At 71.1% G+C, this 18,682-nt stretch carries 17 protein-coding genes; 4 read left to right on the forward strand and 13 right to left on the reverse strand.

Annotation, left to right across the window (positions count from 1 at the left end; genetic code table 11):
- Positions 1–60: 60 nt before the first annotated feature.
- The 10 genes from ACGFNN_RS25520 to ACGFNN_RS25565 form a co-directional block, all read right to left on the reverse strand.
- Positions 61–1,611 carry a family 43 glycosylhydrolase gene (locus ACGFNN_RS25520; RefSeq protein ID WP_393559269.1) on the reverse strand — a complete coding sequence of 517 codons (1,551 nt, stop codon included), beginning with the start codon at positions 1,609–1,611 and terminating at the stop codon, positions 61–63.
- The gene (locus ACGFNN_RS25525) at positions 1,608–2,432 is read right to left on the reverse strand and encodes a PmoA family protein (protein ID WP_362674708.1); all 825 of its coding nucleotides are present in this window, start codon (positions 2,430–2,432) and stop codon (positions 1,608–1,610) included. The genes ACGFNN_RS25520 and ACGFNN_RS25525 overlap by 4 nt, the downstream gene beginning before the upstream one ends.
- Positions 2,429–3,601 (reverse strand): Gfo/Idh/MocA family protein, encoded by a 1,173-nt coding sequence (locus tag ACGFNN_RS25530; protein WP_393559271.1) that lies wholly within the window; start codon positions 3,599–3,601, stop codon positions 2,429–2,431. The genes ACGFNN_RS25525 and ACGFNN_RS25530 overlap by 4 nt, the downstream gene beginning before the upstream one ends.
- A gap of 67 nt (positions 3,602–3,668) precedes the next feature.
- On the reverse strand, positions 3,669–4,586 hold the full coding sequence (locus ACGFNN_RS25535; protein WP_393559273.1) for a carbohydrate ABC transporter permease: 918 nt from the start codon (positions 4,584–4,586) through the stop codon (positions 3,669–3,671).
- Positions 4,583–5,521, reverse strand: coding sequence for a sugar ABC transporter permease (locus ACGFNN_RS25540; protein ID WP_362542743.1), 939 nt, complete (start codon positions 5,519–5,521; stop codon positions 4,583–4,585). Before ACGFNN_RS25540 ends, ACGFNN_RS25535 begins: the two co-directional genes overlap by 4 nt.
- Positions 5,522–5,641: 120 nt before the next feature.
- Positions 5,642–7,393: an L-arabinonate dehydratase gene (araD, locus tag ACGFNN_RS25545; RefSeq protein ID WP_393559275.1), complete on the reverse strand. Its 1,752-nt coding sequence runs from the start codon at positions 7,391–7,393 to the stop codon at positions 5,642–5,644.
- Entirely contained in the window at positions 7,390–8,292 is a 903-nt protein-coding gene (locus tag ACGFNN_RS25550) for a dihydrodipicolinate synthase family protein (RefSeq protein ID WP_393559610.1), read from the reverse strand. The genes araD and ACGFNN_RS25550 overlap by 4 nt, the downstream gene beginning before the upstream one ends.
- Before the next feature lie 50 nt (positions 8,293–8,342).
- Positions 8,343–8,999, reverse strand: a complete 657-nt coding sequence (locus ACGFNN_RS25555) for a GntR family transcriptional regulator (RefSeq protein WP_362542746.1) — start codon at positions 8,997–8,999, stop codon at positions 8,343–8,345.
- 238 nt (positions 9,000–9,237) lie between these two features.
- A complete protein-coding gene (locus ACGFNN_RS25560) occupies positions 9,238–10,422 on the reverse strand; it encodes a hypothetical protein (protein WP_393559277.1) in 1,185 nt (394 codons plus the stop codon).
- Positions 10,419–11,378 carry a 5-dehydro-4-deoxyglucarate dehydratase gene (locus ACGFNN_RS25565; RefSeq protein WP_393559279.1) on the reverse strand — a complete coding sequence of 320 codons (960 nt, stop codon included), beginning with the start codon at positions 11,376–11,378 and terminating at the stop codon, positions 10,419–10,421. The genes ACGFNN_RS25560 and ACGFNN_RS25565 overlap by 4 nt, the downstream gene beginning before the upstream one ends.
- A gap of 339 nt (positions 11,379–11,717) precedes the next feature.
- Between ACGFNN_RS25565 and ACGFNN_RS25570 the strand changes: the two genes are divergently transcribed.
- The 4 genes from ACGFNN_RS25570 (at position 11,718) to ACGFNN_RS25585 (ending at position 14,822) form a co-directional block, all read left to right on the forward strand.
- Positions 11,718–12,527 carry an NAD-dependent epimerase/dehydratase family protein gene (locus ACGFNN_RS25570; protein ID WP_393559281.1) on the forward strand — a complete coding sequence of 270 codons (810 nt, stop codon included), beginning with the start codon at positions 11,718–11,720 and terminating at the stop codon, positions 12,525–12,527.
- 148 nt (positions 12,528–12,675) lie between these two features.
- Positions 12,676–13,248, forward strand: a complete 573-nt coding sequence (locus ACGFNN_RS25575; RefSeq protein ID WP_393559283.1) for a dihydrofolate reductase family protein — start codon at positions 12,676–12,678, stop codon at positions 13,246–13,248.
- A 66-nt stretch (positions 13,249–13,314) separates the two neighbouring features.
- Entirely contained in the window at positions 13,315–13,548 is a 234-nt protein-coding gene (locus ACGFNN_RS25580) for a hypothetical protein (RefSeq protein ID WP_362542761.1), read from the forward strand.
- Between the two features lie 65 nt (positions 13,549–13,613).
- On the forward strand, positions 13,614–14,822 hold the full coding sequence (locus ACGFNN_RS25585; RefSeq protein ID WP_362542764.1) for a TerD family protein: 1,209 nt from the start codon (positions 13,614–13,616) through the stop codon (positions 14,820–14,822).
- A 111-nt stretch (positions 14,823–14,933) separates the two neighbouring features.
- Here ACGFNN_RS25585 and ACGFNN_RS25590 read toward each other — a convergent pair whose 3' ends face one another.
- The 3 genes from ACGFNN_RS25590 to ACGFNN_RS25600 all read right to left on the reverse strand — a co-directional run bounded on the left by ACGFNN_RS25590 (position 14,934) and on the right by ACGFNN_RS25600 (position 18,638).
- Positions 14,934–15,164, reverse strand: a complete 231-nt coding sequence (locus tag ACGFNN_RS25590) for a hypothetical protein (RefSeq protein ID WP_356736297.1) — start codon at positions 15,162–15,164, stop codon at positions 14,934–14,936.
- A gap of 79 nt (positions 15,165–15,243) precedes the next feature.
- Positions 15,244–16,824 carry a TROVE domain-containing protein gene (locus tag ACGFNN_RS25595; protein WP_393559285.1) on the reverse strand — a complete coding sequence of 527 codons (1,581 nt, stop codon included), beginning with the start codon at positions 16,822–16,824 and terminating at the stop codon, positions 15,244–15,246.
- Between the two features lie 335 nt (positions 16,825–17,159).
- Positions 17,160–18,638, reverse strand: a complete 1,479-nt coding sequence (locus tag ACGFNN_RS25600; protein WP_393559287.1) for an alkaline phosphatase PhoX — start codon at positions 18,636–18,638, stop codon at positions 17,160–17,162.
- Positions 18,639–18,682 lie beyond the last annotated feature (44 nt).

Genomic DNA, 18,682 nt, shown 5'->3' on the forward strand with positions numbered 1-18,682 from the left:
CGCTCTGGTGCGCTCGGTACGGAGGTGCGTCATTGCGGCTCCCATACAGCGGTGCGGAGATCAGGCGGTTGGAGGTCTTCCGGTGGTGCTGAATTCGGTGAAGCGGGCCGTCCCGGCGGCGCCGTCGCCGGCCGGAGCGGTGGCGAAGAGGCCGAGCAGGGCCCCGACCCAGCGCCACGGGGTGGCGGCGAAGACCTGGCCGGACGGCTGGAACCCGGTCCCGTCGCCGGTGTCGGCGTGGAAGCGGCAGCGTGCGCCCCGGGTGACCTCGATCCGGACCCGGACACCGGGCCCGGGTGCGGGCCGGGAGTACTCGGCGTCCCGTTCGTGCTCGGCCACGGATTCGGCGTAACGGTGCACGAGCCTGGGCGTGCCGTCGGCCCCGGCCTCAAGGCCGATCCACGAGAAGGCGTCGCCGAGTACGGCGAGGCCGGCCTTGGCCCCCGGTACGGCGGAGCCCAGGGTGATCGCCACCTCGGCGGTGAACTCCTCGGCGGGCAGCCGCTGCGTCAGGATGCTGGGCAGGGCCCGCAGATCGTGGGCGTAGGCGGTGCGTACGCAGCTCAGGTGGAGGCCGTCGCCCTCGTGGTCGACCGTCCAGCCCGGCTGCGGGTTGGCCGTCCACTGCCATTGGGGTCCGTACCGCCCGCCGGGGAAGCCGTCGCCGGAGGCGGGCGCCACGGCGGCCTGGTCGGGGGCCTTCGGGCGGCGGTGCGTGAGGACGGGTTCCCCCTCGTCGCCGATGACCGGCCAGCCGTCGGCGTCCCAGCGCATCGGCTGGAGGTGCACGACGCGGCCGTAGGCCCCGCGCTCCTGGAAGTGCAGGAACCAGTCCTCACCGGCGGCGGTCCTGACCCAGCCGCCCTGGTGCGGGCCGTTGACCTCGGTGCCGCCCTGGGCGAGGACGACCCGCTCCTCGTAGGGGCCGTCGAACGTCCGCGACCTGAAGGCACCCTGCCAGCCGGTCTCCACTCCCCCGGCCGGGGCGAGGATCCAGAACCAGCCGTCGTGACGGTAGAGCTTGGGGCCCTCCAGGGTGAACCAGCCCGGGATCGTGTCGGCGTCGATCAGGGTGGTGCCCTCGTCGAGGAGTTCGCGCCCGTCGGGGCTCATCCGGTGGCCGGTCAGGCGGTTCTTGATGCCGGAGCGGGACTTGGCCCACGCGTGCACCAGGTACGCCTCGCCGGTCTCCTCGTCCCACAGGGGGCAGGCGTCGATCAGGCCCTTGCCCGCCTTGAGCAGGTGCGGCTCGCTCCAGGGACCGTGCACGGACTCGGCGTTGATCTGCTGGATACCGTGGTCGGGGTCGCCCCAGAAGATCCAGAAGCGTCCGGCGTGGTGGCGCAGGGAGGGGGCCCACACACCGCAGTCGTGGCGGGGCACCGCGAAGTCGGTCTCCGGCGCGAGCCGGTCGAGGGCGTGGCCGACGAGCGTCCAGTTGACGAGGTCGCGGGAGTGCAGCAGCGGCAGGCCCGGGACGCGGCCGAAGCTGGACGCGGTCAGGTAGTGGTCGTCTCCGACGCTGACGACGTCCGGGTCCGACCAGTCCGCGTTCAGGACCGGGTTGCGGTAGGTGCCGTCCCCGAGGTCGGCTCTCCAGGGCATGGTCATCCCGCGACCGCCTTGCGGACGAGGGCCGCGGCGGCGTCACGGCCGAGGCGTCCGTCGGCGACGACCGTGACGACACGGCGTACGACGGTGGCTCCGGCGGCGACGGGAAGCCTCCGGTCGGCGGCGAGGGAGGAGCCGACCCCCGGGTACTCGGTGGTCCGCACGAACCACGGGTCCCTCCGGGTCTCCTCGGTCGCCCCGGCGAAGACGAGGGTCCAGCCGTCCCCGGCGAGGGCCAGCCAGTCGGCCGCCCTGCCGTGCACGGCCTCCTCGCCGTCGAGCGTTCCGCTGAAGACGTCCGGTGCCTGCGGCTCCTTGGGCGCGCGCCAGAAGAACCCGCCGTACCCGGCACCGGGCCGGCCGTTCGTGGCGGGGCTCCCGATGGACAGGTCCGCGCCGCTCCGGTTGGTGAGGGAGAAGGAGAAGTCCAGCGCCCAGGCGGTGTCGGTGAGCTCGGCGGCGGCCACCGTGCGGTGCTCACGCAGGAGTTCGGAGCCGTCGGCCTCCCAGCTGAGCTCCTCGACGAACCCGTCGGGGTCGCGGAGCTTCCAGCCGAGGTGACGTTGCGTGCCGTGGTTGTCGAGCTCGGTGGGGCCCTGGTCGCGGACGTAGGTGCGTCCGCCCCAGAAGTTGTGTCCGGCCACGTCGGGCACGGCGACGGAGGCGCCGAGGTGGTGGATGTGGTCGGCCGGGCGCTCCTCGGTCACGGGGGTGCCCGAGAGGGTGGTGACGGGGTGGAGGTATGGCCGGCCGTTCGTCTCGGTCCGGTAGCTGTAGCGGCCGACGGGACGTCCGGCGCAGCTGAGGAGTGCGGTGGTCATGAGGTGCTCACCTCGCTCGGTCGCGCCCAGGAGGCGCCCAGTTCGGAGTAGAGGGTGAGGGTGTCCGCCGCGGCTGCGACGGCCCCGTCGATGCCCCGCACGACGCGCCGGACGCCGTCGCCGCGGTCGGCGGGCCGGGTGTACCAGACGCTCTCGGGCAGCGGGCTGGGGTCGGGGGCGGTGCGTACGGCTTCGAGGACGCGCATGAACGCGCCGGTCCGCTCGGGCGGGACGAGGAGCTCGGTGCCGTGCTCCAGGTGGTCGACGAGGTTCTCCAGGAGGTCGGTCCTTCCGTGCACCGCCTCCTCCGGGCCGTGTCCGGCGCGCTGGACGAGGACCCGGTCCTGCTTGTACCAGAAGGTGATGCGCCCGTGCTCGCCGTGGACGATGACGTACGGTTCCCCGGCCTCCTCCGCGCAGAGGGTGACGGCGACGGTCACCGGCATCCCGTCGGTGGTGGTGATCCGGACGCAGCTGGTGTCGTCGGCCTCGATGTCGTGGGCGCGGAAGAGTTCGGTCTCGATGGAGGCCACGTCCTCGGCGGTCCCCCGGCCGGCGAGTTCGAGCGCGGTGGCCACGGCGTGGGCCAGCGGGTTGGTGAGCACCCCGTCGACCACGTCTGTCGAGCCCATCCTGCGACGGCCCGCCCAGGGCGCCCGCCTGAAGTAGACGTCGTCGCGTACCCAGGCCCCGGCCGCGCCGATCCCCCGGACCGCGCCGATCGCCCCGGAGTCCACGAGCTCCTTGATGGCGGCCACGGCGTGCGAACCGAACGACTGGAAGCCGATCTGGCAGGCGACGCCCGCCTCCCGGACCCCGGCGGCCATGCGGGAGTAGTCGTCCCAGGTGGCGGCGGGGGGCTTCTCCAGGAGGAGGTGGACGCCCCGGGCGGCTGCCGTCAGGGCCAGCGCGGTGTGGGTCGGGATGGGCGTGCAGATCACCGCGGCGCGCGCACCGGTGGAGTCCAGGAGCGCCCCGAAGTCCGAGGACTGCTCGGGCATCTCCCCTGCGAACACGTCGAGTTCGGCGTCGGTCAGCGGGGTCAGCTCGCAGATCCCGGCGAGCCTGACCAGACCCTGGTGCTGGAGCCGGCGGATGTTGGCGAGGTGCCAGCGGCCGTGGCCGCGGGCGCCGGCCAGGACGATCGGTACGGGGGTGGTCCCGCTCATCGGTCCGCCCTCCCCGCTCCTGCTCCGCGGGGCGCGGTACGCGTACGGCAGTCGGGGGTCATGTCCGTCATCCCTTCACGGCGCCGGCGCTGAAGCCGGTGATGAGCCACTTCTGGATGAAGGCGAAGACGATCACCACGGGCACCGCGGCGATGACTCCGCCGGCGGCCAGCGCCCCCAGGTCGACGCTGTCGGCGCCGATCAGGGTGTTCAGGCCGACCGGGATCGTCTGCTTGTCCTGCTCGCTGAGGAACATCAGGGCGAACAGGAAGTGGTTCCAGCTGTGGACGAAGGCGAACGACCCGACCGCGATCAGTCCGGGCCGCAGCAGCGGCAGGACGACGGCGCAGAAGGCCTTGAAGCGCGAGCAGCCGTCCACCCAGGCGGCCTCTTCGAGGGAGACCGGGACGTTCTTGATGAAGCCGCTGATCAGGATGATCGACAGGGGCAGCTGGAAGACGGTCTCCGCGATGACGACGCTCCCGAGGGAGTTGATCATCTGGAGGTTCTTGAAGATCTCGAAGAGCGGCACGAGCATCAGGGCGCCCGGGATGAACTGCGAGCAGAGCAGCGCGAGCATGAAGCCGCTCTTGATCTTGAAGTCGAACCGGGCCAGCGCGTAGCCGCCCGCCAGGGCCACCAGGGTCGTGGCGATGAGCGTCGCGACTCCGACGATCATGCTGTTCTGGAAGAAGACGGCGAAGCTGCGCTCGTTCCAGACCTTGGAGAAGTGCTCCCCCGTCATCGGCCAGGGCACCAGCGAGGTGGAGCCGGCGGGCCGTACGGCGAAGAGGAACATCCAGTAGAACGGGATGAGCGTGAAGAGCAGGTAGAGGCCGAGCGGCAGGTAGATCTGCCAGCGCGGTACGTCGTCGAAGGCACGCTCGCGCTTGGCGCGGCGGTGCGAGGAGGGCGGCGGGGTGTCGTTCCCGCGGGACGACCCGGAGGTGCGGGCGTCGTTCTTCTCTACGAGTGCGGCAGTCACTTGTGGTCGCCTCCGAACTTGCTCAGGCGCAGATAGACGATCGAGCAGAAGAGGAGGATCACGAAGGCGACGGTGGTGAGCGCGGACGCGTACCCGAAGTCGTGGCCCTCGATGCCGGTATTGGCGACGTAGAGCGGGAGTGTGGTGGTCTCTCCGGCCGGTCCGCCCCCGGTGAGGGTGTAGAGCAGGTCGACGTTGTTGAACTCCCAGACCCCGCGCAGCAGGGTGGCCAGGATGATCGCGTCGCGCAGGTGCGGGAGGGTGATGTGGAAGAACTGCCGCATCCGGCCCGCGCCGTCGACCGCGGCCGCCTCGTACAGCTCCTTGGAGACGGACTGCAGGTCGGCGAGGATCAGGATGGCGAAGAAGGGTACACCGCGCCAGAGTTCCGAGACGGTGGCCGCCCAGAAGACGGTGCCGGTGTCGGAGAGGACCGAGGTGCCGTACTCACCGATGCCGGCGTCCGCGAGGTAGCGGCTGAAACCGGTGGAGGAGTTGTAGAGCAGGATCCAGATGGTGCTGGTGAGCACGCCGGAGACGGCCCAGGGCGAGAAGACCATCGCGCGGGATATGCCGCGGCCGATGAAGGTCTGGTTCACGATCAGCGCGAGCGCGAGGCCGAGCGCGAGCTGCAGCGTCACCTGGGTGAAGACCCACTGGGCGCTGAAGCCGAGCGTGGACCAGAACTGGTCGTCCTCGGTGAAGATCCGGGTGAAGTTGTCGAGGCCCGCGAAGCCGTTCCGCCAGGGCTTGGTGACGTTGTAGTTCTGCAGGCTGTAGTAGAAGACGCTGACCACCGGGTAGGCGATGAAGCCCAGCATCAGCAGGCCCGCGGGCGCGATCAGCAGGTACGGCAGGCGGCGGGAGCCGGCCGAACGGCGCCTGGGCGCCTTCCCCTTCGGGGGCGGTGTGGCCACGGCTACGGATTGGGCCATGACGCGTCTCCGATCTCTGGAAGTGCTGGATGTGCCGTGCGTTCGGTGCAGGTGCAAGCGCTTGCCGCATCCCGTTCGGTATCCCGGACGGATCGGTGCGCGGAATTCTCTTCGCCCGGTTCAGCCCGCGTAGGGGTCGGGCACCTCTCCCGGCCTGGACAGGAATGTGAAGTCGCATCCCGTGTCGGCCTGGGTGATCTGGTCCTGGTAGAGCGCTCCGTATCCCCGCCCGTAGCGGGCGGGCGGTGCGGTCCACGCGGACCTGCGGAGCTCCAGCTCCTCGTCGGAGATCTCGAGGTGGAGCAGCCGTGCCTCCACGTCGAGGGTGATGAGATCGCCGGTGCGGACCAGGGCGAGCGGCCCGCCGACGAACGACTCGGGTGCGATGTGCAGGACGCAGGCCCCGTAGCTGGTGCCGCTCATCCGGGCGTCGGAGAGCCGCACCATGTCCCGTACGCCCTGCTTCAGCAGGTAGTCGGGGATCGGCAGCATGCCGTACTCGGGCATCCCAGGTCCGCCCTTGGGGCCGGCGTTGCGCAGCACCAGGACGTGGTCGGGGGTGAGGGCCAGCTCAGGGTCGTTGATCCTGCGCTGCATCTCCTTGTAGTCGTCGAAGACGACCGCGGGTCCGGTGTGGCGCAGCAGGTGCGGTTCGGCGGCGATGTGCTTGATGACCGCGCCGTCCGGGCAGAGGTTGCCGCGCAGGACGGCGACGCCTCCCTCCTCGGCCAGCGGGTTGTCGCGCTCCCGGATGACCTCGGAGTTGTGGACGAGCGCCCCGTCGAGCTGCTCGCGCATCGTGCGGTGCGTGACGGTGGGGCGGTCGAGGTGGAGCACGTCGGTGAGGCGGGCAAGGAACCCGGGGAGCCCTCCGGCGAAGTGGAAGTCCTCCATCAGGTATTTCCCGCCGGGGCGGAGGTTGGCGAGGACGGGCACGGTGCGCGCGATGCGGTCGAAGTCGTCCAGGGTGAGCTTCACCCCGGAGCGGCCGGCCATCGCGATCAGGTGGATGACGGCGTTGGTGGAGCCGCCGAGGGCCAGGACCGTGGCGACGGCGTCCTCGTACGCGTCCGCCGTGAGGATCTTCGAGAGCTTCAGCTGACGCCACACCAGGTCGACGATCCTGATCCCGGACTGTGCGGCCATGCGGTCGTGCCCGGAGTCCACCGCGGGGATGGACGAGGCACCCGGCACGGTGACGCCGAGGGCCTCGGCGGCGGCGGTCAGGGTGGAGGCGGTGCCCATCGTCATGCAGTGGCCCGGGGAGCGGGCGAGGCCGTTCTCCAGCTCGCCCATCTCGCAGTCGCCGATGAGTCCGGCCCGCTTGTCGTCCCAGTACTTCCACATGTCCGTGCCGGAGCCCAGGACCTCGTTGCGCCAGTGGCCCGGCAGCATCGGGCCGGCCGGCACGAAGACCGTGGGCAGGTCGACGGAGGCGGCGCCCATCAGCAGGGCCGGCGTGGACTTGTCGCAGCCGCCCAGCAGGACCGCCCCGTCGACGGGGTAGGAGCGGAGCAGTTCCTCCGTCTCCATCGCCAGCATGTTGCGGTAGAGCATCGGGGTGGGCTTCTGGAAGGTCTCCGAGAGTGTGGAGACCGGGAACTCCAGGGGGAAGCCGCCGGCCTGCCAGACGCCCCGCTTGACCGCCTGCGCGCGGTCGCGCAGGTGGACGTGGCAGGGGTTGATGTCGGACCAGGTGTTGAGGATCGCGATGACCGGCTTGCCCAGGTGCTCCTCGGGGAGGTAGCCGAGCTGCCGGGTGCGGGCGCGGTGGCTGAACGAGCGAAGTCCGTCGGTGCCGTACCACTGGTGGCTGCGCAGGTCCTCGGGGGCGATGCGGCCGTCGGTGCCGTCGGTGTGCATGTCCGTCATATCGACCACCCCGCGACCAGGTCCGCGACCTCGGCGCGCTGTTCGTCTGGCAGCACCCGGCTCGGCGCCCGTACGTCGCGGCGGCAGAGCCCGAGTGCGGAGAGGGCCTCCTTGACGACCGTCACGTTGTTGGCGGACTGCCGGTCGGCGCGCAGGTCCTCGAAGCGCCGGATCTGCTCCCAGACCTTCATCGCCGCGAGGTAGTCGCCCGCCCGCAGTGCCTCAAGCATCGCGAGCGAGACCCCGGGGGCGACGTTGACGAGCCCCGAGGTGAAGCCGGTGGCGCCGGTGGCGAAGTAGGAGGGGGCGTAGAGCTCGGCGAGCCCGGCGACCCAGACGAACCGCTCCAGGCCGGCGTCCCGGGCGAACGCGCCGAAGCGGGCGGCGTCCGGGACGGCGTACTTCACGCCGATGACGTTGGGGCAGCTGTCGGCGAGCTCGGCGAGACGCTCACCGGCGAGGAGCGGGTTGCGGATGTAGGGGACGACCCCGAGGCCGGGGACGGCCTCGGCGATGGCCCGGTGGTAGTCGACCCAGCCGTCCTGCGAGACGTAGGGGTGGACCGGCTGATGGACCATCAGCATCTGTGCCCCGTGGTCCCTGGCGTGCTCGGCGGCGGCCACCGCGGTGGGCACGTCGTGTCCGACGCCCACGAGGACGGTGGCCCGGTCGCCGGTCTCCTCGATGGTCAGTTCGGTGACGGTGCGCCGCTCGTCGGGGGTGAGTGCGTAGAACTCACCGGTGTTGCCGTTCGGGGTGACGATGCGGACGCCGCCGTCGAGGAGCCGTCGCAGCAGGGCGCGGTGCGCCGGGATGTCGATGCTCCCGTCCTCGGTGAACGGGGTCACCGGGATCGCGACAACGTCTGCGAGGGCCGCCTTCAGCGGTGAGAAGTCCATGCGGACCGACCTTTCGTCGAGGTGCTGGTGATCCTTGGCCAGCTGATGCTTCACGCCGCCCCGCCCCCGTCCACGTCGTCGGGGAAGGCGCGGCGCACGAACGATGCGATGTGGTCGTGCAGGGCCGCCACGGCGGCCGCCGCGTCGTCGGCGAGGGCGAGCCGCAGGATCTCGCGGTGCTCGGCCGCCTCACGCTCCCAGCTCGGGATCGTCGACCACGCGACGGTCGACACGAGTGCGGCCTGGTCGCGGATCTCGTCGAGCATCCGGGCGAGCAGCGGGTTGCCGCAGGGGATGTACAGGGCGCGGTGGAAGTCCCGGTTGGCGAGCGACCTGTCGGCCTTGTCGACCGCCGAGTCGGCGCGCTCCAGGGCTTCCTGGGCCGCCTCCAGCGACGCCTTGCGGGTGATGGTGCGGCGCAGCGCCTCGGGCTCCAGGAGCAGGCGTACGTCGTACACCTCGCGGGCCATCGTCGCGTCGACGAGCCGTACGGTGGCGCCCTTGTACTGGCTCATGACCACGAGTCCGGTGCCGGCGAGCGTCTTCAGGGCCTCGCGTACGGGGGTCTTCGACACCCCGAACTGCGCGGCGAGTTCGGTCTCCACGAGCGCCTGTCCCGGCATCAGCTGCGCGGTGAGGATCGCGTGCTTGATCGCCTCCAGCACGTACTGGGTCCTGGAGGGAATGGGGGCCGGCGCAAAGGTCATGGATCAGAGCTCTCGCATCTCGCGTATCGCGTCTCATATATGACGTACGAAGTACGACGCGATGAAGCTAGAGCGGTACGAATGTTTCGTCAACGCTTCTGGCAAAAGAAGTTCGCAGAACTCGGAACTGGTCCGCGCGCGGGCCGCCCGGCCCGCCCGGCCCGGAAACGGCAAGAAGCGCAGGTCCCCGGCCTGGTGCCGGGGACCTGCGCTAGGGGGAGTCGTCGATGGGCGCGGGTCAGCCTCCGCGGATGGCCGAGAGGGCGTCGCCGACCGCGCTCAGGTCCGGCCCGGAGGCCAGGCCCGCGTGGTAGAGCCGGAGTTCACCTGCGCCGAGCGAGGCCGCGTGCGCGGCGTCCCGGGCCAGCGTGGAGGGACTCCCGCCCATGCCGGTGACCACGTTGAAGTTGGCCGCGACCACCCCGGACAGCCCGGCGTACGGGCCCAGCACGGCCTCACGCGCGGCGTCGCCACCGGTGCAGGGCAGCACGACACCGTCCGCCGTGGACAGGATGTGCGCGGGATCGGTCCCGACGTTGGCCCCGGTGCGATAGGGGGCGGGGTCGGCGTGCAGCAGGACCTGGAAGCCCGGCTCCGGCGCCGCGTCCCGCACTGCGGCGACGGCGGCCTCCTGGAGGCCCCTGGCGACCTGGACCCGCCATCGCAGGGAGGCGTCTGCGAGTCCGGCGCCGAGCAGCTTCTCCACCCCTGCCCAGCCCTGTTCCGCGGAACCGGTCCCCGCCCATACGGGTTCCAGGGCGCGGCGCACCCCGGCACGCAGCTCGTCCGGGTCCAGATCCACGCCGGCGTAACCGGCCCGGCAGTCCGCGCAGAAGCAGAGGGACATCAGGTACTGCGCCGCGTCACCGAGGGCGACCCCGGAGACCTTGTCGTGGGCGTGCAGATGGGCGAAGCCGTACCAGCCGCAGGACTCCAGCTCGGTCCCCGACGCCCCGGGGCGCGCGGCCGCCTCCGCCGCCAGGTCCACCAGGTAGGCCCGGACGGCGGGCTGGGCGATGCACGGCGCCCAGGGGTAGCGGTCGCCGTATGCGTTGACCACCGAGGTGTCCGGATGCTCCGCGCCCAGGCGGGAGTTGTGCGCGAGGACGACCCAGGAGTGCACCTGGAGACCGGCGTCCGCGAGGATGCCGGCCGCCTCGGCGTAGGGATCCTCCCCCGCCACCCAGGTCTGCCGGTAGGGACGCAGCACGCGCCCCTCCCAGCGGCCGGGGTCCGGCGGATAGAGCACCGCAGCGTGTTCGGCGGTGACGATCCGCCGGCCGGGGTGGCGCGGGGTCAGGGCGCGGGTGGAGTGGTAGGCGGACGCCAGCGTCACCTGCTCGACGCCGAGCTCCGCGATGCGGCCGGCGGCGTCCGGGTCCCCCACGACGTCCCAGGGGTACAGAAAGGCTGAGGCCTTCACCCGGCCTCCCCCGCACGGTACTTCTCCAGCAGCGCCCGGCCGTCCGCGATGATCGCGGCGAGTGCCTCGACGTGCTCGGCCGGAGGCTCGGTGAGCGGGGTGCGCACGGGGCCGACGTCCAGCCCCTCCATGCGGACCGCCGCCTTCACCAGGGAGACCGCGTAACCGTGGCCCTTGGAGCGGAGTTCGACGAGCGGCCGGTAGAAGTGGTCGAGCAGCGCGTTGACCTGGTCGTCGTCGCCGCTCTCCAGCGCCCGGTAGAACGCGAGGGCGATGTCGGGGGCGAAGGCGAAGACGGCCGAGGAGTAGAGGGTGACCCCGATGCCCCGGTAGGCGAGGCCGGTGAGCTCCGCGGTGGGCAGCCCGTTGAAGTACAGGAAGTCCTGTCCCGGCAGACCGGTGCGCACGGCGCTGACGATGCGCTGCATCAGGTCGAGGTCGCCGTACCCGTCCTTGAGGCCGATGATCCCGGGGGTTCGTGCCAGGGCGACGACGGTCTCCGGGGTGAACACGGCGTTGTCGCGCTGGTAGACGACCGTCTCCAGGGAGGTGGCCGCGGCGAGCGCGGTGTAGTGCGCCAGCAGCCCTTCCTGGCCGGCGACGACGAGATAGGGGGGCATGGCGAGGAGGCCGTCCGCGCCGGCCTCCTCGGCGAGCTTCGCGTACCGGATCGCGAGCGCCGTGCCGTATCCGGCTCCCGCCACCACGGGCACCTGTCCCGCGGTCTCCTCCACGGCGGCCTCGACGACGAGGCGGAACTCGTCCGGATCGAGGGCGTGGAACTCGCCGGTGCCGCAGCAGGCGAAGACGGCGGCGGCACCGGCGTCCACGCCCTTGCGCACGTGCGCGCGGAAGGCGTCGAGGTCGACGGCGCCGTCCGGCCCGTACGCGGTGACGGGGAAGAAGAGCGGCCCGGCGGTGTCGGTGAGCCGGGCGGCGAGGGGGGCTGAGGTCACGGGCGCTCCCTGAGCGGTTCAGGCGTGCACAATTATGATCGGTGTCCATATTTCTGAACAATGCCACGCTAAGGCAGCCGCGCGCCGCCGGTCAAGGCATGGAGGCGCGACCCGGGACGAACCCGGCGAACGCGCGCGACACTTGACGTGATCCGCCGAAACTTCTTAGCGTGTCCACGCATGTGAATGCGGTCCACGGATTTGACGTACCGGGCGGCTGTCCGGCTCCCGCGTACCACGCGTACCTTGCTGTCCGTACCCACCGGACCCGGCCCGGGCCCCCGCAGCACCGCATCCGTCCGCACGTCGCGCCCCGCGCCCGCACCGAGGAGAACCCGTATGCCCGTTCCCCGCACCGTCCTTCTCACCGGCGCAGCCGGCGGCCTCGGCACCCTGATGCGGGGGCTGCTCCCCGCGTACGGGTACGACCTCCGGCTCTTCGACGTGACCCCCATCGAGGGCGAGCCGGGGGCGATCACCGCCGACCTCGGCGACAAGGCCGCGCTGCGGGAGGCCGTGCGGGGCGTGGACGCGATCGTCCACCTCGCCGGAATCTCCCTGGAGTCCTCCTTCGACAAGATCCTGCGCTCCAACATCGAGGGCACCTACAACCTCTACGAGGCCGCGCGCGAGGAAGGCGTGAAGCGCATCGTCTTCGCCTCGTCCAACCACGCCATCGGCTACACCCCGCGTCCGCTTCCGGGTGACCCGCTGATCCCGGTCGACACCCCCCGTCGCCCCGACACCTTCTACGGTCTGTCGAAGTCCTTCGGCGAGGACCTCGCGCAGTTCTACTGGGACAAGCACGGCGTCGAGACCGTCTCCGTGCGCATCGGCTCCTGCTTCATGGAGCCGACGTCGGTTCGGATGCTGTCCGTGTGGATGAGCCCCGGCGACGGGGCCCGCCTCTTCCACGCGGCCCTCACCGCCGAGGACGTGCGGCACACCGTGGTCTACGGCTCCTCGGCCAACACCCGGCTGTGGTGGGACCTGACCTCGGCGCGCTCGCTCGGCTACGACCCGCAGGACGACTCCGAGCAGTACGCCGAGAAGCTCGTCGCCGAGCACGGTGAGCTGGACCCCGGGAACCCCGAGCACGCCCACCTCGGCGGCCACTTCGTCACGAACCCCCCGATCTGGCCCTACTGACGTCCTCGCCCGCACAGGGGGCGGGCGAGGACCGATGAGTTCCCCCGTGTCCACGGGTCGACAACACGACCGGCCTACGGCGCCCGCGCGAGTGACCGCCGTAGCATCACCGGTCGGACCTGTTGGCAGCGAGACACGGGGAACCCCGATGCGCACTCTGATCAGCACCGCTTTCATCTCCCTCGACGGCGTCGTCGAAGCCCCGGGCGGCGAGCCCGGATACCGGAACTCGGGGTGGACGTTCAAGGACGTCGACTTCCTCCCCGAGGCGTACGAGCTCAAGGGCCGGGAGCAGAAGGAGGCCTCGGCGATGCTGCTGGGCCGGGCCAGCTACGAGGCCTTCAGCCAGGTGTGGCCCGGCATGGAGGAGTTCGCCGACTACAAGGTCATGCCGAAGTACGTCGTCTCCACCACGCTCACCGACGACGCCCTGGTGACCGACTGGGGCGACACCACGATCCTCCGGTCCCTCGACGACGTCGCCGCGCTGAAGCGGACCGAGGGCGGGCCGATCATCGTCCACGGCAGCGCCACCCTCAACCAGGGCCTCTCGGACGCCGGCCTCGTCGACCGCTACCACCTGCTCGTCTTCCCGCTCCTGCTCGGCGCGGGCAAGAGGCTGTTCAGCGCCACCGACAAGGACACCCAGAAGCTCCGGCTCGTCGAGCACGAGACCTATGCCAACGGGCTGCAGAAGAACGTCTTCGACGTCGTCCGCTGAGTGCCGCCGCCCCGGCGGGTCCGGAAACCCCGCGACGGCCCGCCGCGGGCCGGGCACCATACACGCATGCCGAGACCTTCCGGATTCGCGTACGAGCAGCACGGTGACGCGCACGTCACCCTCACCCACCACGGCCGCCCCGCGGGAACCCTGCGCGGCGGCCGGGCGGAGAAGTTCCTGGCGGAGGTGGTCTCCGGCGACGCCCAGCTGGTGATGGCCCGCTGGACGGGCGCGTACCGGCACGGCAACGAGCGCACCGCCCGCGACCACCCCCGCAACCGGTCCCGCAAAGGGCGCTGAGCCGTCCGGGGCAAGCCCCCGGAAGGTAAGGGAACGGCAAAGCCGGGTCGTTCGTTACCCCGTGCATGACCGCAATGACCCCCGGCTCGAACATCCCTCTCTCCGCCGCCCGTGTGGCGGTGGACGTCGCCGCCCCCGTGCGGCTCGACGTCTCGGGCCTGCTGCTCACCGCCGACGGCAAGGTGCGCTCCGACGACGACTTCATCTTCTACAACCAGCCCTCGGGGCCGGGTGTGACCTACCGCGGGGGCGGTGGCGCCGCGCCCGACGCGATCGTCGTGGACACCGCGGCCGTCCCCCCGGGCATCGAGAAGATCGTGGTCACGGCGAGCCCCGACGAAGCGGGCCGGACCTTCCAGGGCATCGAGCCCACCGCGACCGTGCGCAACGCGGACGACGGCTCCGCGCTGGCCACCTTCACCCCTCCCCGGCTGGGCGGTGAGACGGCGCTCGTGGTCATCGAGATCTACCTGCGTAACGGCGCCTGGAAGGCCCGCGCGGTCGGCCAGGGCTATGCGAACGGACTGGCCGGCATCGCGACGGACTTCGGCGTCTCGGTCGAGGAGCCCGCCGCCGCGGCGCCGCCCGCACCCGTCGCGCCGCCGGTGGCTCCCCCCGCCTCCGCACCCGTGGACCCCCGGATCGCCCCTCCGGCGCCGCCGGCTCCTCCGGCTCCGCCCGCACCGGCGGGCAGCGGAAAGATCAACCTCGACAAGGGGAAGATCAGCCTCCAGAAGAACCAGACGGTCTCCCTGGTCAAGGGCGGCCGGCCGCTGCTCTCCCAGGTCAAGATGGGCCTCGGCTGGGAGCCGGCGTTCCGCGGCAAGGACATCGACCTCGACGCCTCGGTGATCGCCTACGGCCCGAACCGCAACCACCTGGACAGCTGCTACTTCGGCAAGCTCTCCATCCTGAACGGCGCGATCAAGCACTCCGGCGACAACCTCACGGGTGAGGGCGCGGGGGACGACGAGGTGATCGTCGTCGACCTCGGCAGGATCCCCGCCGAGGCGACCGGGCTGGTCTTCACGGTCAACTCCTTCACCGGGCAGAAGTTCACCGAGGTCGCCAAGGCCTACTGCAGGCTCATCGACGCCGCCACCGGCGAGGAGCTGGTCCGCTTCGACCTGACCGGGGCGGAGCCGCAGACCGGCGTGATGATGGCCAAGCTCATCAAGCAGTTCTCCGGCGAGTGGGAGATGACCGGGATGGGCGAGTTCGTGAAGTCGCGGACCGTCCGCGGCATGGTCAAGCCCGCCGCGAAGGCCCTCTGACGCCTCACCGTCCCGGAACGACGTCCGGGGCACCTGACGGATGCTTCCGTCGGTGCCCCGGATCGGTCCGGAGGGTCTCCGGTGTGACGCGATGCGTGCTCGGCCGCTCCCTCAGAGCTTGGTCAGTTTCGAGTACGGGCTCAGGATCCTTCCCTGGCGCCCGGAGAAGTCGATGAGCACCGCGTCGTTGTCGCCCTCGACGGCGAGGACCCGTCCGAGTCCGAACTGGTCGTGCGACACCCTGTCGCCCACATCGAAGCATTCGACCGGTGGGGCCTCCTGGGCCGGGCGGTTGAAGGGACTGGACGGCAGGTGACGCCGGGAACCGGCTGACTGTTTCATTACGGTCGAGTATGCGCCCTGTAAGCGTCCGACGCCATGCCCGACCGCTCCGGAGCGGTCAGTAGTGCCGCATTCGTAATCAGCCGTTCCAGGGCCAGTCCGCGCTCCTGCCCGCCTCCAGCAGCGGCACCATGCGGAACGCCGCGTCGGAGAGTCCACCGAAGGTGTGACGGTTCTCGCTGCCCGACGGCGCGTGCCCGACCCGGTAACCGGCGAGGTTCCAGGTGTAGACGGGGACCGTCGGCGGGATGCCCTCGGTGGCGTCACCGTAGTGGGTGAACGACGCCTGCTCGTCGGTGACGATCAGCACCCGGTCGTGCCCGCGGTAGTGCTTGCGCACCGCCTGCACGGTGTTCGTCCCGCCCAGATCACCGAAGCGGTCCAGGATCCGGAGTACGGACTCGCCGCGCGTGTACCCGACCGCGGAACTGCTCGTCCCGAACTGCACCAGGTCCGCGTCCGCCGCCCGCAGGGCCAGCGCCGCGCCGAAGACGGCGGCCGCGTCGGCCCGGTTCAGCTGGGAGCGGTCCGAGAGCGGCGCCCACATCGAGCCGGAGCGGTCCACCAGGATCAGGGTGCGTCCGGGCAGTGCGGGCACGTTGCCCAGTGAGTGCCCGAGCGCCTGCTCCAGCGGGTAGGCCCAGCGCAGCGACGGCGCGTGCCGGTACGCGGCGAGGTAGCGGAAGGGGAACTGCCGCGACGCGGCGACGGCCTCCGGATCGCTGATCCGCGCCGCCACGCCCGCGGCGACCTCGTCCGTCACCCCCGCCTCGTCGAAGTTCCGCAGGTTGCGCACGAGCGCCATGGCGCCCATGGACGGAATCACGGCCTCCCACGCCACGGCGTCCATCGGCCCCTGCAGCCAGCCCGCCAGTGCCTCCCAGGTCATGCCCGCCTCGGCCAGGCGCTCCGCGCCCCCGGGGTCGGTGAGTACCGTGCGCCGCTCCGCGACCGGCAGGGCCATGAGCGCCCGGTGGGCGGTCAGGGTCCGGTCCGACGCGGGAGGCACGGCGTCCTCGGGGTGGTGCCGGCGGTCGAGGGCGTAGCGGAACAGGTCGCCCTGCCAGGGCTTGGCCGGGTCCGGGGCGGCGTGCACCAGGTTGAGCACGTCGCCGAAGCGGTAGCCCTTGGACGCCGTGTCGTACTTCAGCAGCGCCCTGCCCCCGTAGAGCCGGCGCACGGCGTCGGCGATCCCCCGCTTGACCGGCTTGGGTACGGCCCTGCCGTAGCGCGAGGTCCAGTAGCCGAGGAGTTCGCCCGGCTCGTCGGCGCGCAGCAGCACGGAGTCCACGACCTGCCGGTTCGACGGGCCGTCCACGGCTCCCGCCGCGAGCCGCGCCTTCACGTACTCGGCCGCGCCGACCAGCGGTGCCGTGCGCATCCGCGCCTCGTGGCGCAGCCAGCGCAGCAGTCCGGCAGTCCACTCCGGGTCCTCGACCGCGAGCGCGCGCACCAGGGTGGCGAAACGGGTGTCGCGCGCCTCGCCCTGCTCGTAGAAGGTCTCCTGCGAGACGAAGTTCGCGACGGCCAGGAGGAAGAGCTCGGAACGGCTGTCCCTGAGGTGGCCCGTGCCGCCCTGGTGGTTGCGGGCGGTCCCGCCCGCCGACTTCACCGGCGAGGTGACGCGGGGCCGTACGAAGCGGGTGTTGAAACGTGCCATGGTGAATTCCCCCGAATTCAGGGGGAGGGCACAGCGGAGAAGGGGTGCCCGAGATCAGAGGTCGGCGGCGGTGCTTTTTCCTGATGCTCTACCGATTGAGCTACCGGCCGGGACCGGACGGGACTCGAACCCGCAACCCTCAGATCATGGAAGTATCCGTCGCCTGCGCACCGGGCACCCCGGCGCTGACGCCTCCCGAGGTCAGGACGGCAGCGGCATGATTTCTTGAAAGGAAGTAGCCGCCGCCTTCGCACCGGGAGGTGCATGGCCATGACTTTAGGGGGACGACCGCGCGGTGCGCGAAGGGATTTCCCTCACGCACCGCGTGTACGGTCCTAGCGCTTGTCGGACTGGCGCTTCCAGGGGCCCGTGATGGCGAGCATGATGCCCGGGGTCTGGATGTTGGCGAAGAGCGTCCTTCCGTCCGGCGAGAAGGTGACTCCGGTGAATTCGCTGTAGGAGGGGTCCTCCTCCGTTCCGCCGTTCAGTTCGTTGCGGGCGATCGGGTAGGTGCGGCCGCTGTCCGTAGCGCCGAAGAGGTGCTGGATGCCCTCGCCGTCCTCGGCGATGACCAGGCCGCCGTAGGGCGAGACGGTGATGTTGTCCGGTCCGTCGAAGGCGCCGTCCACGGACGGGTCGGCGTTGACGCCGAGGAGGACCTTCAGGGTCAGCGTCCGGCGCTTGGGGTCGTAGAACCAGACCTGGCCGTCGTGGGCCACGGGGCTCTCGTCACGGGCGAAGGAGGAGACGATGTAGGCACCGCCGTCGCTCCACCACATGCCTTCGAGCTTGCGGGCCCGGGTGACCTGGTCGTCGGTGAACTGCTTGCGCACCGAGACGGTCTTCGCGTCGCGGTCGGGCACGTCCACCCAGTCCACTCCGTAGACGGTGCCGACCTTGGTGGCGCGGGACAGGTCGTCGACGAAGGCGCCGTGCTTGTCGAAGCACCTGGTCGCCTGGAGGACACCGGCGTCGTCCGCCAGGGTGCGCAGCTTGCCGCGGCCGTGCCTGAAGCCGTGCGGCGGCACCCACCGGTAGAGCAGGCCGTTGGGGCCGGAGGCGTCCTCGGTCAGATAGGCGTGGCCCTGCTTCGGGTCGATGACGACGGCCTCGTGCGCGAACCGGCCGAAGGCCTTGACGGGACGCGGGTCGCGGTTGGCGCGCTTGTCGTACGGATCGACCTCGAACACGTAGCCGTGGTCCTTGAGCAGGCCGTTCTTGCCGGCCCGGTCCTCGGTCTCCTCGCAGGTGAGCCAGGTACCCCAGGCGGTGCTGCCACCGGCGCAGTTGGTCGACGTACCCGCGATGCCGACCCACTCGGCGGTGCGGCCGTCGCGGCGGGTCTCCACGACGGTGCAGCCGCCGGCCGCGACCGGGTCGTAGACGAGGCCCTCGGTGAGAGGCACGGGGTGCTCCCAGCCGGCTCGGACGCCGCTCAACTCGTGGTTGTTGACGAGGAGGGTGACACCGCGGGCTCCCTCGAAGGTGGCCGTGCCGTCGTGGTTCGAAGGGGTCGGCTCGCCGGTCTCCAGCTTGGTCACGCCGCTGTGGGTGATGATCCGGTAGGAGAAGCCGGCGGGCAGCGCGAGAATTCCGTCCGGGTCCGGGAGCAGCGGGCCGTACCCCAGTTCCCTGCCGTGGTCGTGACCGTGGCCATGGTCGTGCTCGTGGTCATGACCACCCTGACCGTGCCGCGCGTCCTCGGCCGCCAGCGCTCCGGGGGCCGTCGCCAGCGCGCCGACGGCGCCGGTCAGGGCTATGCCGGCGCCGGTGAGGGCGGACTGTCTGCTGAATTCCCTGCGCGTGAGCGACATGGCGAGCTCCTGGTGGTACGAGGCCGGTTGGTTGGCGCGATCAC

This window comes from Streptomyces sp. NPDC048590 (assembly GCF_043199535.1).
In the GTDB taxonomy this organism is placed as follows: Bacteria; Actinomycetota; Actinomycetes; order Streptomycetales; family Streptomycetaceae; genus Streptomyces.

Coding starts and splice junctions, on each gene's coding strand:
- ACGFNN_RS25530 (WP_393559271.1), bottom strand. CDS start 3,601: ATGAGCGGGACCACCCCCGTACCGATCGTCCTGGCCGGCGCCCGCGGC.
- ACGFNN_RS25555 (WP_362542746.1), bottom strand. CDS start 8,999: ATGACCTTTGCGCCGGCCCCCATTCCCTCCAGGACCCAGTACGTGCTG.
- ACGFNN_RS25525 (WP_362674708.1), bottom strand. CDS start 2,432: ATGACCACCGCACTCCTCAGCTGCGCCGGACGTCCCGTCGGCCGCTAC.
- ACGFNN_RS25600 (WP_393559287.1), bottom strand. CDS start 18,638: ATGTCGCTCACGCGCAGGGAATTCAGCAGACAGTCCGCCCTCACCGGC.
- araD (WP_393559275.1), bottom strand. CDS start 7,393: ATGACGGACATGCACACCGACGGCACCGACGGCCGCATCGCCCCCGAG.
- ACGFNN_RS25590 (WP_356736297.1), bottom strand. CDS start 15,164: ATGAAACAGTCAGCCGGTTCCCGGCGTCACCTGCCGTCCAGTCCCTTC.
- ACGFNN_RS25580 (WP_362542761.1), top strand. CDS start 13,315: ATGCCGAGACCTTCCGGATTCGCGTACGAGCAGCACGGTGACGCGCAC.
- ACGFNN_RS25520 (WP_393559269.1), bottom strand. CDS start 1,611: ATGACCATGCCCTGGAGAGCCGACCTCGGGGACGGCACCTACCGCAAC.
- ACGFNN_RS25550 (WP_393559610.1), bottom strand. CDS start 8,292: ATGGACTTCTCACCGCTGAAGGCGGCCCTCGCAGACGTTGTCGCGATC.
- ACGFNN_RS25570 (WP_393559281.1), top strand. CDS start 11,718: ATGCCCGTTCCCCGCACCGTCCTTCTCACCGGCGCAGCCGGCGGCCTC.
- ACGFNN_RS25575 (WP_393559283.1), top strand. CDS start 12,676: ATGCGCACTCTGATCAGCACCGCTTTCATCTCCCTCGACGGCGTCGTC.
- ACGFNN_RS25585 (WP_362542764.1), top strand. CDS start 13,614: ATGACCGCAATGACCCCCGGCTCGAACATCCCTCTCTCCGCCGCCCGT.
- ACGFNN_RS25540 (WP_362542743.1), bottom strand. CDS start 5,521: ATGGCCCAATCCGTAGCCGTGGCCACACCGCCCCCGAAGGGGAAGGCG.
- ACGFNN_RS25595 (WP_393559285.1), bottom strand. CDS start 16,824: ATGGCACGTTTCAACACCCGCTTCGTACGGCCCCGCGTCACCTCGCCG.